Raw genomic sequence first — 14845 nt, 5'->3', positions numbered from 1 at the left:
CAATCAGACCTCCTATTTTTTCTTGGGATTTGACATATTTAGTCTAAACTCCAGAATTTTTATACTAACTACTTATATCATGTCCCAACCTAACTTCAAAAATGCTCATAATCAGGACTGGAGTCCTCTTAAAATTCGCGTAGCGTCTCGTAGAGAGGACTACTCCCCTCACAGGATGTCCAAAAAGGATAAGAAACCAGTAAGTTGAAGTTTAATTGGTGTTATTCCTCAATAGCCTAATGGATGGCGGAAATCACCAACCACTTTGTCAAGTTCTTGAGCGATCGCTAGCAACTCCATCTCGCGCCATCGCTTTCCTACAATCTGCATTCCAATCGGTAAGCCATTGTGAGTTTGCCCAATGGGAATCACCACCGCCGGATGTCCACTCAAATTAAATGGCATAGTGTAAGCTCCGTTTGCCACTGCATGAGGATAGGATTTGCCCTCAATATCAATGGCGCTCCAAGCCGGACAATGGGTAAATGCAGGGGTTGCTGTCACAGGAGTGAGCCATACATCCCACGCTTCTAAAGCTTCATCCATTTGGGCAATGAAGCGATCGCGCTCGGTGAGTGTCTCGAAATATCCTTTTAAGCTGGGATTCAAAATTTCTGGCAGAAAGCTGCTGAAATTTCCCAATTTTCGCAATTTTTTGTCGCCTTGAGTTGCCGTGCGAAAAAGTAATTCTAAGCTGCGTAGCACATTATAGCGATCCTTGGGTTGGGCGTAATTGTTGATATATGCTTCCATCCGCCCGCAGAGGTTCCACACTGTCGATAAATCGAAGTCTTTGGGAAGCCAGCGTTCAACATAAGTACCTGCTTGAGCGAGTTTTTGCACCACTGTCTGTATTGCGGCTCGAATTTGGGCAGCAACCGGAACTTCCACCCATTCATCGATCCAAGCAATTTTAAGATCCTGCAAAGACTTGCCTGATGGAGTATCAAGGGGAATCGGTGGCACATCTGGGCGACGCAAATCTGCACCCGCGATCAGCGAGAAACAAAGGCGAATGTCTTCGAGCGATCGCCCAAAACAGCCAATAGTCAACATTTGTCGCAAGCATAGCGGCATTCCCGGTACTTCAGGGATACTTCCGGCGGTGGAAATACGCCGATCTGTTGGCTTTAAGCCATACACGCCGCAGAAAGTTGCAGGTTGGCGCACGGAACCTGCAATATCGTTACCTATATCTAATGCTGAAAGTCCGGCTGCAACAGCAGCAGCACTACCTCCAGAACTGCCACCTGCTGTATAGTCAAGGTTCCAGGGATTATTTACCCGTGGAAACAAAGAATTTGTACTTTGAAAATCACCAGCCAGTTCTGCCATGTTGGTTTTTCCCAGGATAACGGCTCCTGCTTTCCGCAACCTGGCAACAACGGTGGCATCCTGTTGAGGAATGTAGTCTTTAAGAGGAATGTAACCTGCTGTGGTACGTAGTCCTACTGTTTCAAAGATATCTTTGATTGTTACAGGGACACCGTGCAGAGCGCCCCAGTGTTCTCCTCTAGCTAAAGCTTCATCTGCAAGCTTTGCTCTAGTACGAGCATTGTCTTCGTCTAAGGTGCAAATCGCATTCAGCTTTGAGTTGTGTTTAGAAATCTGCGCCAGGTAAGCCTCGAACACTTCGACAGCAGAGACTTGGCGATCGCGAATCATCTGAGCAAGTCGATGAGCGGGTAGAAAAATTAAGTCACTCATAAATCGATTTCACCTCATTTGTCAGATTCTAAGCTTGCACATCAACTAATGTTCGCGCAGCGTCTCTTTCAGGAGAGGGTTGTCCTTTGTCATTAGTCATTTGTCCTTAGAAACACAAATGACTAATGACCAATGACTAATGACTAATGACGATCGCTATCAGCAAAATAGCTCAACCACCGTCGGCTTAGTAACTTTCCCCATCGCATTGCGCGGTAATTCTTCAACTATCAAAATTTGGGTTGGCACTTTATAAACAGCCAATCGCTCTTTTGCCCAACTCCTGAAAGCTTTTAATGTTAAAGGTTGTGAGCTTTGCAATACTAACGCGGCACACACCCGTTCGCCCCATTCTAAATCAGTAACCCCAACCACTGCACATTCCTGAATATCTGGATGCGATCGCAGTACTTCTTCAATTTCTAAAGCGGAAACTTTATAGCCTCCGGTTTTGATGATATCCACACTCATCCTTCCCAGAATCCGGTAGTTACCGTTCTCAACTACGGCGGTGTCTCCAGTACGGAACCAGCCATCTTGGAAAGCTTTGGCGGTTGCTTCGGGGTTTTGCCAATATTCTAAAAACACTCCAGAACCTTTAACTTGGATTTCTCCTGGTGTTCCGGCTGGAACTAACTCTCCGTTCTCGTCTACTAATCTCACTTCAACTTGAGGTAAAGGCTTCCCCACATATCCAGATAATCGTTCGCCGTGTAAAGGGTTCGATAACGCCATACCGATTTCAGTCATACCATAGCGCTCTAGCAGAAAATGGCCGCTGATGGTTTGCCACTTTTCTAAAACTTGAACTGGTAATGCTGCCGAGCCAGAAACCATCAGGCGCATTTTAGCACAGCCTGCCGACATAATTTTTTGGCGTTCCTTAGAGGCAGTTTCCCAAGCCGCAATTAGCTTTACATAAATTGTTGGTACTGCCATAAATAAGGTTAAGTCACCATCACAAATTCGCCTCCAAACGGTTTCGGCATCAAACTTGCTCAATATATGACATTCTGCTCCAGCCCATAATGCACAAGTGAGTACGTTAATAATCCCATGAATATGATGTAGTGGCAGGATATGCAAAATGCGATCGCTAGATGTCCATTCCCAAGCGGTAGTTAAGCTAGTCACTTGCGCTTGAATATTTTGGTGAGTTGTAACTACACCCTTGGGTTTACCTGTTGTACCGCTAGTGTAGAGAATTAAAGCGCGTCTAGTGATATCTACTTCTGGAAGGCGACTAATATTATGTGGGAGCGTTTCTGAGGTGAGAATAAATCGCAAATTGTGTTCTTGGGCAAGCGATGCCTGCGGCGGTAAACTACGCAGTATATCTTCAAAATTAGGATGAGCAATAATAATCGATGCTCCAGAATTAGTAATTACATACTCCAATTCTGGGCGTGGGTGGGAAACACACAGAGGTACAGCTATGCCACCAGCCCGCCAAATTCCCCATTGAGTGGCTACATATTCAAACCCAGGCGGAATGAGAAAGGCAACTCGCTGCTCTTGCAAATCTTCTGTATTTTCAAGAAGACTTGTTGCTATTTGACTGGAAGTGTGTAGCAAATCCCGATAGGTAAATGCTCTGTCTGTTGTCACAATTGCAGTTTTTTCGTTGTGTTCTTCAGCACGAATAATCAATGGTAGGTTCACGTTTGTTTACCGATTTAAGGTTGATTCAGTCTACTTAATGAAAGTTTTCTCTGCACCGACAGGCTCAGATAAAGGATTTTTTTAATAAATCTATAATTTTTTTATTAGTAACTTTATAAATACTACAACCAACGTTGTTTTTTAGCATAGGCAATACTGCCAATCACAATTAATGCCATCATACAGATCACCATAGGGTAAGCCAAAGGCTGTTCTAATTCCGGCATATTTTTGAAGTTCATACCATAGAAGCCAGATATAAAAGTTATTGGCAAAAAGATGGTTGATAAGATAGTCAGGCGATTAATTCGTTCGCCTGTTTTACTAGCAATATTATCGCGTTGAATTTCCATTAATTCTGACATCCAGGCTCTTATAGCTTGATATTCTTGCCAGAGTTTATCAACGTGATGAACCAATTCTTGATTGAATAGTTCCTTCACTGGCTGGCCGAGCCATTGGAAATCTTCATTATCCATAATAGCCATAAGTAACTTGATACTTTGAAAATTACGTCGTCCAGAACGAGTAGATTGCCTCATTGTGGCAATTTTTTGGTACGTTGATTCGTCACCAGAATTGTCTAAAACTTCATCTTCTAAATCATCAAGTTTTCTCGAAATATAGGTAAATACAGTTTCGTAGTTATTTAAAATATCTTTAAATATGAGATAAAAAAGATAGTCAATTCCCAATTTTTGAATATCTATAGTTCGCTTTTGGAGATTATTAGTTAAAATACTTAAAATTTTTAATTCAGTGATTTCAAAAGTTATGATAAAATTATTTCCAACTACAATGTTGCCACGCACAACCTCAAATTCATTATTTTTTATTTGAGAACTGAGGATTTCATAACTGTCAAATAAACAATCTTCTACGTCTTCATCTATTCCTACCGGAGAATGGTTAAAAATCATGTTAACACGAGATGGATTTAGTCCAAAGTGCTTGATAATCCTGGCTGTTCCAGTGCGATCGCGGAAGTGAACACAACGCAACCAAATATTGTGAGAACCATCAATTCGTTTCAGTACCGTATCCACATCTCTATGGCTGAAGATTTCCAGATTATCTGAATAAAAAGTCAGGAGAATTAGCATATAGCAATCCTAATTGAGTCGTAATAAAATACTGTGACTCATGGTAATTACTCAGGACTTTAGTCCTTGTTTTTTAAACAATAAAGTGCTTACTACAAACCATCAAAACTAGTTTGATAAAGTACTAGTCGTAAATTTGTAAAGTAAAACACATTTAAATAGCACAATCACTCTCTAAGAGTTTTGACGGTTGATAGTCAACACTATATTGAGTGGTAGCTCAATTTTTTTCTATTTTCCCAGATTTTGGGCGACTAGTTGGCGCTGGTGCTGAATTATTTTGCAGAATTGCAATTTCCCGCCGTGCATCTTGATAACTATCTTGTTCGCCTTGCTGTCGGAATAGTTTTGCAGCTTTTTTAAAATCTGCGATCGCACCCGATTTATTTTTCTGCTTGGTGCGAATCACGCCCCGATTATAATAGGCTAAGGCGTTGTTAGGATTAATTGCGATCGCTCGTGAATAATCCTGATTTGCAGCTTTTTTATTTCCCAGTTCCAGATAAGCGTTACCACGGTTGTTGTAAGCTGCTATATTATTAGTATCTAGTTTTAGTGCTTCAGTATAATCTTGAATAGCGCCTTTATAATCTCCAAAAGAAAAGCGGTGAATACCTCTGTGAATATAAGCTGCAATAAATTTAGGATCTATCTGTAAAATAGTGTTGTAATCTTCAGTAGCTTCTACTTGATTTCCCAGATCGCTGTAAATATCACCACGATTCAGATAGGCTTCTATGTATTTGGGATTGATATTGATTGCATCTGTGTAATCTTTAATTGCTTCATCTTTTTGTTGATTAATAGATTGAGTTAAACCCCTTTGATAATAAGCTTTGGCATCACTAGGATTAATCTTAATTACTTTATCAAAATCTTGGATTGCTTCAAGTCTTTGTTTGAGGCGGCGGTGGAGAATACCTCGTTGCAAGTAGGCTTCGGTATACTGGGGTTTAAGAGCGATCGCTTTGCTAAAATCTTCAATTGCGCCTTTATTATCCTTCGATTGAGTACGAGCTAATCCTCGTCCATAGTAAGCATAAGCATCTTTAGAATTTAACTTAATGGCTTGAGTATAATCTGCGATCGCTTCTTTGTATTTGCCTAACGCCGAAAAAGCAAATCCTCGGTCAAAATAGGCATTAGCATCTTGAGAATTAAGTAAAATAGCTTGACTAGAATCTGCTTGTGCTTGCTCGTAGTCTCCTAATCGATAATAAGCATCACCTCGCCTATTATAAGCTAAAGCGTTTTGCGGATCTAATTTAATAGCTTGATTGAAATCTTCAACTGCTTCTTCATAGTTTCCTAACTCATATTTATTTACGCCCTCTTGGTATAATGTCTTTTGAGCATCACTTACAAGTTTTGGCGATCTCAATTGCCACGCTACAACACTAAGGGTAATACAGCCAGCTATCCCTGCTAGAACTAGTAATAATTTTTTCTGATGCTGTTTTTGTTGCTCGTCATCAACATTTATTAACTTTTTCAGGTCGTCTAAAACTTCCGTTGCATACTGGTAGCGCTTACGATAGTCAAAACGCACCATCTTATTAATAATTTTTGCTAATTTTCTGTTAACTTTGAGATTTTTATCGCGCCAAAGTATTTCACCTGTCAGCTTATTTTTCTGACTTCGCAAATTAGATATTTCCTTTGTAGGTAAACCTTTTAGTGCTGCGATCGCAACAAGACCTAAAGCATATATATCACTGTTGTATTTGAGGTTGCCGTTAATTTGCTCTATAGGCATATACTCGGAATTTTCAACAGTATTATCGGTTGCTTCATTAAAAGTACCCAAATTAACCAAAACTAATTTTTTATCTGATTCCCGGCGAATAATATTTGCTGGTGTAATATTTCGATGAATTATGCCGTAGCTATGTACAATAACCAAAGTTTCTAATATCTCTGACAAAAGACTAATTACTTGGTCTTCCTTGAGAAGTTGTCCCTGGATAATTTCGTCAGTTAAAGGATTACCAGGTATGAATTCTTGGACTAGATAAAATTCTTCATTTCCTTCAAAGGAAGCAATGAGCTTTTGAATTTTATCGTGTTCTTGTCCGAGTTTTTCTAAAGTTTCTGCCTTGCTGGCAAACAAGCGGCGTAGGATTGTTAAAGCTTGAGGATTGCTATTAGGAAGAGATAACTGCTTTACTATAAATTCTTGGCCATTAAGACTAACATCTTCAACTAGATAGGTTTTCTCTTTTTCCCCATCATTGAGAACTTTTAGTATTTGATAATGTCCATCTAGTAAATGACTATTCATCAATATAAAATTATAGTCTGATAAATTGTTCGATTATAGCTTAAGTGTTATTACTACTGATTTTAAAATATAAATATTTATTTATTAAGTAACTTCAAATGAGATCGATGCGTGGGCTGCTACCGCGTGTATATATCAAAGTCCCTCTCCCAAGCTTGGGAGCTACGGTGTATACACAAGTCTGAAATAGCTGAGTAACCAAGGTTTTACCCCACCCTAACCCTCCCCTTGGAAAGGGGAGGGAACTAGATTTCTTATTTCCCCCCTTTACAAGGGGGGATTAAGGGGGGTAATTTGACTTGTGTAAACACGGTAGCCTAAGCTTGGAAGAGGGATTTAGGGTGAAAGCTCATTGATTCAGCTTTTACGCTGGCACGACAAATTTCTCGCTACCAGCCAGTTCAAAGGCTGCATGAATGGCTTGCAAAGCTTTAACACCTTGCTCTTGTGCCACAACACAACTAATTTTGATTTCTGAGGTGGCAATCATTTGAATATTGATTTGTTGTTGAGCTAAAGCTTCAAACATTTTAGCGGCAACGCCTGGTTGTCCTACCATCCCCGCACCGACAATACTTACTTTAGCGATCGCACTATCTAAAACAACTTCACCCCATCCTAACTCTGCCGCTACTTGAGTCAGCATTTTTTTGGCATTTTCCCCGTCTATCTGCGAGACTGTAAAAGCAATATCTCTTCTGGGAACACCATCAATTACCCGGCAACGCTGAGATTGGATAATCATATCAACACTAATATTGTGTTGCGCTAATAATCCAAACAACTTAGCCGCCATCCCCGGACGATCTGGTAATTGGCGAATCGCAAGACGCGCTTGGTTCAAATCGAGGGCGACACCGCGAACCGGGGGAGAGGGAGGAGATAAGGGAGACAAGGGAGAGGGGGGAGATAAGGGAGAAGTTTCTTCAATGATTCTTCCTTGTCCCCCTTGTCCTCCTTGTCCCCCTTGTCCCCCTTGTCCCCTTGTCTCCCCTTTCCCTGCTTCGATCTCAAAAGCGGCGCAAAGTGCTAAAACGGCTCGATCGCATTCTGCTGCATTGACTACGCAACTTACTTTCACTTCGCTGGTGGAAATCATTTGAATGTTCACGCCTGCTTCAGCTAATGTGGCGAACATCTTTGCAGCTACACCAGGACGGCCAATCATTCCTGCACCTGCGATGCTGACTTTGGCAATGTTATGTTCTACCATTACCTCGGCTTCGTCAGATTTAGGGTTAGATTGACTCCTCAGTGCTGGGGCGATCGCTGTTGCTACTGCTTCTGCCCGTTTTAATATTGGTGTGGTGACAGTAAAGGCAATGTCATTACTGTTACCTTCATGAACTGACTGAATAATCAAATCTACATCTACTTTTTGCCGAGAAATTTCGCCAAATAACCTGGCTGCCACACCTGGTTTATCAGGTACGCGCAACAAAGCGACTTTTGCTTGGTTAGTGTCAAATTCTACATGATCTACAGGACGGGCAATTTCCAGATTGATTAGCGATCGCCCTTGGGGTTTGGCTGATGTCACCCAAGTACCTGGTTGATCTGTCCAACTAGACCTAACTACAAGGGGAACCCCATAGTTACGGGCAATTTCCACAGCACGGGGATGCAGCACTTTTGCGCCCAAGCTAGCTAATTCCAACATTTCATCGCAGCTGATCGCATCCATCAACTGAGCTTCGGCAACTAAGCGGGGGTCTGTAGTGAGAATACCTGGAACGTCTGTATAAATTTCGCAAAAATTTGCTTTTAATGCGGCTGCGATCGCCACTGCTGAAGTGTCGGAACCACCACGACCCAAAGTCGTAATTTCCATCTCTCCAACGCTAGAGATACCTTGGAAGCCAGCTACTACAACTACTTTACCTGCATTTATGTGGCGAGTTAGGCGAGTAGTTTCAATATGCAAAATCCGAGCGCGGCTGTGTTCGGCTTCGGTAACAATTCCTACCTGAGCGCCAGTCATCGAAATTGCAGGCTGTCCGAGTTCCTGCAAAGCCATACTGAGTAAGGCAATAGTTACTTGTTCGCCAGTGGAAAGCAGCATATCCATTTCCCGGCGATTAGGATTTGGAGAAATTTCAGTAGCTAGTTTGACGAGTCCATCGGTGGTTTTGCCCATTGCCGAAACCACTACGACAATAGAGTTTCCAGCTTGAACAGTTTTATAAACACGCTGTGCAACAGCTTGAATACGTTCGACTGAACCGACAGATGTACCACCGTATTTCTGAACTATGAGCGCCATAACTTTTTTTAATCAATTGTGCCTGCTTTCATCAACGCTTCCGCCTAGTAAGGAAGCTTTCAAGGCTTATCAGTTATATATTTTACTAAATATTGCGTCGAATACTTTATAATAATTGATTATTCAAAAACTACATCTTCGTAGAGTGTGGCCATTGTTTCCTCAAAATCCACGCTATTGAGTCGAAATGATTGATGCTCTGCTGTGTAAGATTGTAAAACCCATAACCCTTGTTCATTACGTCGAAAACACTCAACTCTCTGACGTTTTGTATTAATTAAAACATATTCTTGCAGACTTTCCAGTGCTTGATAATCGGCGAATTTGTCGCCCCGGTCAAAGGCTTCGGTAGAATTAGATAAAACTTCGACAATTAAACAGGGAAATCTTTTATAACCAGGCGTTTCTCGATCTCGTCGATCGCAAGTAACCATCACATCGGGATAATAAAAGCGATTCAGAGATTCAATTCTGGCTTTCATGTCAGCCATGTAAACACGACAACCAGAGCCGCGCACATGATTACGGAGGAGAACGGCAAGGTTTCCAGCAACGGTAACATGTGGATCGAGTACTTCAGGCTTTGCATAGATGTAGCCGTCTATATATTCATGCTTGATATCGCTCTGTTCCTCCATTTGGAGGTATTCTTGAGCGGTGAGGTAGTTTTGGTGAGGTGAAGCTATCATATTTGAAACTTCAAGGTTTGAGTGATGCTGATTTCTAGGGTAGCGTTTGCTGTTTGTGCTTCACTACGAACTAACAGAGCAATTAAAAATTAGGTAATAAACCTGCTTGCTTGCAAATCTCATTAGCAGTAATCCGATCAATAGTGCGATGCCGTTTTACAGGAAGAGTTTTTATATCATTAGTATAAATAGAATGATTTCCTCCTTCCCTTAATAAATAAAAGCCATTTTGTTCTAAGTATTTAATTAGCTCTTTTCGTTTGACGGACACACTCAAACCTCTATAGGAATTTGTTCGAGCAAAGAATTACCTGTAGGAATTTCCTTATTTTGTTGACGATAGGCAAGAATCATTTCTTTTGTTGCATCTTGCAACATAGCCCTGCATTCTTCTATAGTTTCTGCCTCTGTGATGACTTCTTGCCATTCAATGAGTTGTCCCATATATCCGCTATTAGTTTTTGTATATTTTGCAGTGTATGTAATTAACATTGCTATGTTTGTGAAGATAATTATATGATCGATCGTAGCTGATTTTTTGTTGTGAAGGTGTAAGTGTAGCGTGTCGGGGGCAATTTACAACTACATCAGTGCGTAGGCGTAGCCCTTCGGCTGCGCTCAGGAACCGCCCGTTGTAGACATCGCTTCTAATTTCCACTTCTTTTCTAGAGCGTAGACGCTTCATCGACCAAGCACCATCATTCAACGTAAGATTAAACTGGTAGCACAACGCGAGATTTCATGGCGATAAGGTTTATTCTGAGCGATTATGTTGACCGAGCGATCGCCCAGGCAATTTATGACAAGCTCGAAGATGGTACATTTACAGGTAGAATTCCTGTTTGCAAAGGAGTAATAGCCTTTGCATCAACTTTGCGCGAGTGTGAGGATGAATTACGCTCAACGCTAGAAGACTGGATTTTGCTTGGGTTAAAGCTGGGACATTCTCTACCAGTAATTGATAATATTGACCTCAACAAAAAGCCGACTCTTGAGCCGATGGATACCCTGTAACGTCGTGATTTTGTAAAAAAATTACGACCGCTTGGCTTTGATGGCCCTTTTTCTGGAACAAGACATCAGTTTATGGTTTACGGAGAATATCGCCTAACTATTCCCTCTAATGATGAGTATTCTGTACCGCAATTGCGGATGATGATTCGAGAAGTTGAGGTTATTCTAGAGCGGGAAATCACGTTAGAAGAATGGAATAGTCTTTAAGATTTCCAAGAAGCGATGTCTCCGACGGGCTACGCCTACGCCAGCTTCCGGCTCAATGATATACCAAAATGAATGCGTGAATTACTCAAATGAGAAAGCAAACTGGGGTTTGAGTAAGTCAAAGCTGCTTTTGCTTGCGGAAAACACCAAAATGAGAAAGTAAAAACTCCTTTTAAGTAAGTAAAAGCTTCTTTTGCTTGCGGAAAACACCAAAATGAGAAAGCAAAAGCTGCTTTTGAGAAAGTAAAAGCTTCTTTTGCTTGCGGAAAACACCAAAATGAGAAAGTAAAAGTTCCTTTTGAGAAAGTAAAAGCTGCTTTTGAGAAAGTAAAAGCTTATTTTGAATAAGTCGAATCGCATTTTTACTTATTTCAATATGAATTTTAGTCTAGGCGATACCTTCTCTACGAAAGGCTACGCCAACGGTGAGCTTCTCTACGAGACGCTTTGCGAACGCTAACGCCCTTTTCAGTTTTATTACGGTACGTTTTGCACAAAACTAGCTTATTCTGGATTTGGGGGGAGGCGATCGCTTATGGGTTTACAATCAAAAATAGAGCGCTAGGTTTTACAATATCATCATTGCACCTCAGAGCGATAAAAAAGATTTTGGAGCGATCGTTTATGTTAGGTCTGGAGAGAATTACATTTGACCCTAGCATTATGGCTGGACAAGCTTGCATTCGCGGGATGCGAATTCCAGTTTCTTTAGTGGTAAATTTGGTAGCTTATGGAAAGTCTACAGAAGAAATTTTAGAAGAATATCCTGATTTAGAAGCAGAAGATATTCGTCAATCTCTTCTTTATGCAGCATGGTTGACTCAAGAACGAGTTTATACCTTCAAAAGTGCTTAACAAGTAATAATGAAGTTTTTGGCAGATATGGGAATTTCACTACGCACTGTAACTTGGTTGCGTGGTGCTGGTTATGATGTAGTGCATTTGCGCGATGAAGGTTTGCAAAGACTACCAGATGATGAGATTTTAATTAAAGCCCGTGCAGAAGGAAGAATTTTATTAACTATAGATTTAGATTTTGCCCAACTTTTAGCCGTGAGTGGGGAGAGTTTACCTAGTGTGATTTTGTTTAGGTTGGGGAACGAAAATTATGATGCAATTAATGAACGGTTGACGCAAGTTTTAAGTGAATGTCAGGAAGATTTAGAGTTAGGGGCAATTATTTCTGTAAGTAATGAAACTTTCCGAGTGAGGCGATTGCCTATATAACAATACGCTTGGGTTAAGGCTAAAAACTAAAACTGGCGTAGATTGAGGAGCCTCATTCTACCTCAGAGTTCAGAACAGGAAAGTCCGAGTTAAAGCGATCGCACTTTTCAGTTTTATCACGGTACGCTTTGCACAAAACTAGCTTATTCTGGATTTGGAGGGAGGCGATGCCTGCGGCGGGCTACGCCTACGCGAAGATTTGCCAAATTCTCACAACACTTCATAGTCGAGGGATGATCTACCCCTAATCGTTGCTCAAAAATCTCCAAAGCTTGCAAATACAACGGTTCAGCTTTAGTGTAACGTCCTTGTAAGTAGTAGAGTTTTGCCAGATTGTTGAGAGTAATGGCAAAATCTGGATGTTCTTCACCCAGCAGTTTACGCCTAAGTGCCAAAGCTTGGATGTTAAGGGGTTCGGCTTCGCTGTATCTGCCTTGGGAGTAGTAGAGTAACGCTAGGTTGTTGAGACTAATGGCGACATCTGGATGTTCTTCACCCAGCAGCTTGCGCCAGAGTGCCAAAGCTTGAATGTAAATGGGTTCGGCTTGGCTGTATCTGCCTTGGGAGTAGTAGAAATACGCTAGATTGTTGAGGTTAAGTGCAACATTAGGATGTTCATCTCCCAGCAGTTGACGCCTGAGTGCCAAAGCTTGGATGTAAAGTGGTTCGGCTTCGCTATATCTGCCTTGGGAGTCGTAGAGACACGCTAGGTTGTTGAGGCTTTGGGCGATATCTGGATGTTCTTCACCCAGCAGTTGACGCCTGAGTGCCAAAGCTTGGATGTAAAGGGGTTCGGCTTCGCTGTATCTGCCTTGGGAGTAGTAGACATACCCTAGGTTGTTGAGGCTAGTAGCAACATCTGGATGTTCTTCACCCAGCAGTTGACGCCTGAGTGCTAAAGCTTGGATGTAAAGGGGTTCGGCTTCGCTGTATCTGCCTTGGGAGTTGTAGAGATGCCCTAAGTTGTTGAGGTTAGAGGCGAGATGTGGATGTTCTTCACCCAGCAGTTGACGCAAGAGTGCCAAAGCTTGGATGTAAAGGGGTTCGGCTTCGCTGTATCTGCCTTGAAAGTCGTAGAGATACCCTAGGTTGTTGAGGCTTTGGGCGATATCTGGATGTTCTTCACCCAGCAGTTGACGCCTGAGTGCTAAAGCTTGGATGTAAAGGGGTTCGGCTTCGCTGTATCTGCCTTGAAAGACGTAAAGCTCCGCTAGGTTGTTGAGGCTTTGGGCGATATCTGGATGTTCTTCACCCAGCAGTTGACGCCTGAGTGCTAAAGCTTGGATGTAAAGGGGTTCGGCTTCGCTGTATCTGCCTTGAAAGACGTAGAGCTCCGCTAGGTTGTTGAGGCTTTGGGCGATATCTGGATGTTCTTCTGCAAAGCGTTTTTTAGTGACTTCTAGACATTGTTCCAACCAGGGTAAAGCTTGGTTATATAAACCTTGAGCATTATAAAATCTAGCGTTGCCCTCAAAAGGCCAAAGTAAATCATCATCGCTGACGTATTGAATGAGATGATTCGCTACTTCAGCTATATGAGGAATGGTAGGGGAGACAGCAGTAATTTGCTTAAGGGTAGCGTCTTCAGGAATATCTTTGGCAACTGCTACCATTACCCAACAAAGCGATCGCTTTAATTCCTCTCCTTGTGCTAAACCTGTAAACTTATATTGAAAAAACTCCCGCAGTAGAGGATGTAATTGATAGATTCCCTCACCTTTGCGTTGGAGTAAATGTAGATTCAGCAAGCTATCGTCTCTAATTTCTTCTAAATCTTCGGCATCTTCTTCTGGTAAACACTGTTCTACCAACTTCCAAGGTATGGGTGCGGCAGCAAATAAACTCAATAAACAGCCCAATTGTTTATCGTCGTCCTCTAATTCCTGCCAACTCAACTCAAAGGCTGCTAACACACCTCGTTGTGCTGTCATGTCGGCTTCCAACTTAGATTTAGAGAGAGAACGCTCATCTAATCGCTTGTTCTCCAACCGCCGCAACATTTCTGCTAAAGATAAATCCTGTTTCCGCACCAGATAGCGCCCCACTAATTCCACACCCAAAGGTAAATATCCCAGCCACTCACACAACTGATTTGCTAAAGCTAATTCTTTTTCAATTCGCTCTGGTGTTTCCTTGAGTAAAGACTTCAATAACTCCAGCGCCGCCTCTGGTTGCAGCACATCCAAAGATAACTGTGCGATGCGTCCCAAGTTTTGGCGCGTAGTCATCAACACTTTAAACCGAGAAGGTAGCGACTGTAAGTAAGGCTTGACTTGCTCGTAGTCGCTGATATCATCCAGCACTAGCAGCACATCACCCTCACGCCAACGCCGCCAACAATATTGCACTTGAGCGACTATATCAAAATCTTCTGGCGGCTTTAAATCAAGCTGCGTTCTGGCAAACTGCACAACTTGAATGCCCACATTCCCAGTTTTTGGTTGCAACCAGCAAAGCCCACCGTTATATATTTCGCGGCGTTTGATAGCATATTGGAGGGCGAGTTCTGTTTTACCAACTCCACCCATACCAGCAATAGCTGCGATCGCAACTTGTTTATTATCCTGCAAAAGTTGGTGGAGGTTTTGCAATTCTTCTTCACGTCCGACAAATTCCACCACCCCACTCAGGGGCAAATTTTGCGGTATTTCAGTAGGGCGATTTAACTTTACCCGTTCCCGTTCGGGCGACT

13 protein-coding genes are annotated in these 14845 nt (G+C 42.0%); 4 read left to right on the top strand and 9 right to left on the bottom strand.

Annotated elements, in window-relative coordinates:
• Positions 1 to 228: 228 nt before the first annotated feature.
• From RM049_RS36060 to RM049_RS36025, 8 genes are all read right to left on the bottom strand, one after another.
• Positions 229 to 1707 (bottom strand): amidase, encoded by a 1479-nt coding sequence (locus RM049_RS36060; RefSeq protein ID WP_322707636.1) that lies wholly within the window; start codon positions 1705 to 1707, stop codon positions 229 to 231.
• A gap of 159 nt (positions 1708 to 1866) precedes the next feature.
• Positions 1867 to 3369 carry an acyl-CoA synthetase gene (locus RM049_RS36055; protein WP_322707635.1) on the bottom strand — a complete coding sequence of 501 codons (1503 nt, stop codon included), beginning with the start codon at positions 3367 to 3369 and terminating at the stop codon, positions 1867 to 1869.
• 122 nt (positions 3370 to 3491) lie between these two features.
• Positions 3492 to 4472: a magnesium transporter CorA family protein gene (locus RM049_RS36050; protein ID WP_322707634.1), complete on the bottom strand. Its 981-nt coding sequence runs from the start codon at positions 4470 to 4472 to the stop codon at positions 3492 to 3494.
• Between the two features lie 220 nt (positions 4473 to 4692).
• Positions 4693 to 6753, bottom strand: a complete 2061-nt coding sequence (locus RM049_RS36045; protein ID WP_322707633.1) for a tetratricopeptide repeat protein — start codon at positions 6751 to 6753, stop codon at positions 4693 to 4695.
• 364 nt (positions 6754 to 7117) lie between these two features.
• Positions 7118 to 9016, bottom strand: coding sequence for an aspartate kinase (locus RM049_RS36040; RefSeq protein ID WP_322707632.1), 1899 nt, complete (start codon positions 9014 to 9016; stop codon positions 7118 to 7120).
• Positions 9017 to 9135: 119 nt separating this feature from the next.
• Positions 9136 to 9705, bottom strand: coding sequence for a Uma2 family endonuclease (locus tag RM049_RS36035; protein WP_322707631.1), 570 nt, complete (start codon positions 9703 to 9705; stop codon positions 9136 to 9138).
• An 82-nt stretch (positions 9706 to 9787) separates the two neighbouring features.
• Positions 9788 to 9976: a type II toxin-antitoxin system HicA family toxin gene (locus RM049_RS36030; RefSeq protein WP_118168034.1), complete on the bottom strand. Its 189-nt coding sequence runs from the start codon at positions 9974 to 9976 to the stop codon at positions 9788 to 9790.
• A gap of 2 nt (positions 9977 to 9978) precedes the next feature.
• Entirely contained in the window at positions 9979 to 10197 is a 219-nt protein-coding gene (locus tag RM049_RS36025) for a type II toxin-antitoxin system HicB family antitoxin (protein ID WP_322707630.1), read from the bottom strand.
• A 249-nt stretch (positions 10198 to 10446) separates the two neighbouring features.
• On the opposite strand from RM049_RS36025, the gene RM049_RS36020 reads away from it, so the two are divergent.
• The 4 genes from RM049_RS36020 (at position 10447) to RM049_RS36005 (ending at position 12153) form a co-directional block, all read left to right on the top strand.
• Positions 10447 to 10719, top strand: a complete 273-nt coding sequence (locus RM049_RS36020) for a type II toxin-antitoxin system HicB family antitoxin (protein ID WP_322707629.1) — start codon at positions 10447 to 10449, stop codon at positions 10717 to 10719.
• Positions 10720 to 10791: 72 nt separating this feature from the next.
• Positions 10792 to 10926 carry a hypothetical protein gene (locus RM049_RS36015; protein ID WP_269141653.1) on the top strand — a complete coding sequence of 45 codons (135 nt, stop codon included), beginning with the start codon at positions 10792 to 10794 and terminating at the stop codon, positions 10924 to 10926.
• A 489-nt stretch (positions 10927 to 11415) separates the two neighbouring features.
• Positions 11416 to 11781 carry a DUF433 domain-containing protein gene (locus RM049_RS39500; RefSeq protein WP_416212688.1) on the top strand — a complete coding sequence of 122 codons (366 nt, stop codon included), beginning with the start codon at positions 11416 to 11418 and terminating at the stop codon, positions 11779 to 11781.
• A gap of 9 nt (positions 11782 to 11790) precedes the next feature.
• Positions 11791 to 12153 carry a DUF5615 family PIN-like protein gene (locus tag RM049_RS36005; RefSeq protein ID WP_322679134.1) on the top strand — a complete coding sequence of 121 codons (363 nt, stop codon included), beginning with the start codon at positions 11791 to 11793 and terminating at the stop codon, positions 12151 to 12153.
• A gap of 143 nt (positions 12154 to 12296) precedes the next feature.
• Here the strand turns inward: RM049_RS36005 and RM049_RS36000 are convergent, their stop codons facing one another.
• Positions 12297 to 14789 carry a tetratricopeptide repeat protein gene (locus RM049_RS36000; RefSeq protein ID WP_322707628.1) on the bottom strand — a complete coding sequence of 831 codons (2493 nt, stop codon included), beginning with the start codon at positions 14787 to 14789 and terminating at the stop codon, positions 12297 to 12299.
• Between the last annotated feature and the right edge of the window lie 56 nt (positions 14790 to 14845).

Origin of the sequence: Nostoc sp. DedQUE04, from assembly GCF_034530995.1 — a bacterium.
Lineage (GTDB): Bacteria > Cyanobacteriota > Cyanobacteriia > Cyanobacteriales > Nostocaceae > Nostoc.
This window is presented reverse-complemented; position numbering and strand designations above follow the sequence as displayed.